This is a genomic window from Psychromonas sp. (assembly GCF_983033635.1).
This window is the reverse complement of the sequence record NZ_CEZLMY010000310.1, coordinates 1-1,532: the sequence shown is the minus strand read 5'-3', so window position 1 is coordinate 1,532 and position 1,532 is coordinate 1. Positions and strand designations below refer to the sequence as shown.

The 1,532-nt window shown below is 38.8% G+C and carries 2 protein-coding genes; both read left to right on the top strand.

Features of this window, described 5'->3' with window-relative positions; genetic code table 11:
- The coding region (locus AC4GME_RS18850) for a tyrosine-type recombinase/integrase (protein ID WP_490380046.1) at positions 1–1,017 on the top strand (1,017 nt) is incomplete at its 5' end.
- A 170-nt stretch (positions 1,018–1,187) separates the two neighbouring features.
- On the top strand, positions 1,188–1,532 hold a 345-nt coding region (locus AC4GME_RS18845; RefSeq protein WP_490380045.1), incomplete at its 3' end, for a hypothetical protein.

The following is a 1,532-nucleotide window of genomic DNA, read 5'->3' as shown; positions in this document are numbered from 1 at the left end:
TATTTGAAAGTTGCTCATGTAACGACAAATGTAAGCAAATATTTAGATAATGATTTGGATGTAGGACTAGAGAATAATTTTACGGTGATAGGTGAATTGCTGGAATGGTATTTAGTACGCAGTAAAACAAACAACTCAATATCAAAGAAGCGCAGAAGTACGATTAAATGGGCTATCACAAAGCATTTAATTCCGTTGATAGGCAATGTTAAGTTAACAGAAATTAACCATAACACATTAGATGCGAAATTATTTTGGCCTCTGCAGAATACCTACGCTGTCGGCACTGTCCGCTCAATATGGCGAGTATTAAAACAGTCGTTTCATAAAGCGTTGAAATTGAAATTGATAGAACCATCGGCATTGATTGGTTTCATATTTACTGATTTTATCGAGGGTAAAATACCACCAAAAGAGACACAGCTCAGATTTGAGCAATTAGATAGCGTTTACAAAGCCATGATTTTAGCCAGTGTACCCGCAAGGTTCTTGGTTTTGATGATGCTGTTGCACGGAACGCGAATAGGCGAGACCCGGAAAACCAAGTGGACGCATATTTGTTTTAAGTCTAAAAAATGGATTATTCCCGCGCCGATAACAAAAACTAAGGAGCAATTAACGTTGCCACTGACTGATTTAGCAATCAGTATTTTACAGCAATATCGTGATTATCAATGCAAGCACAATTACGATGGTGTTTATCTATTTCCAAGTAGTGCGAGTGGAATATCCATAAATGGAAATGTTGCTGGCGAGTTGATACAAGAAGTTAGTCAAGATGCGTGGACCAGTCATTCATTACGCAAAGTTGCTCGTACAACCTGGATAGAATTAGGGGTTGATTTTGTGATTGGTGAAATGATGCTTAACCATACAATGAGTGATGCAAAAATCCCATACTTTCATACCCATGCAGAAACGCTAAAAAGGGGCGCACTAGAGCAATATCACGATGCACTTTTAGCCGATGAACCTCACTTAATTGATTATTTTATCGCTAAGACAGAGCTAAGATAGCGAAATATACGGATTTACAACAAAGCCAAGGATGGTAAAGCCTGTAGCGGTTTTCACGGGTCTTTCATAAAGGACAAAATTAAGTAATCGTTTTTAGTGTTGTACAAAAACACAGCGTTATTTGAGCTACAGTATTTTTATTGTGGGCGCTTTTGTTTTTGGAGATTCTTATGAGCAAAGTAGTTGAATTGTTGGCACGGTTATATCACGCTAAAACCTCAAATTTAAATCCCAATAGGTCCGGTCCGGATTATGACTCGTTGTTGCGCGAGGAAATGTTCGCCGCGCTCGCGCTTGCTTCTCAAAAATACCCTATCGGTGCGCTAATTATCAACGTCACGCATTTGGGTTGCCACGAATCAGAGCAATTATTACGACAGCATATCTATACAAAATGTGCCGCACTTGGCATTGCTTGCCCGGATATTATGTCGATGGTCATTGCGGCAATGATTTTAGATATACCACTAATTAATCAACGGAAAAAAATCGAATCATTGTATCGAGAGTATGGA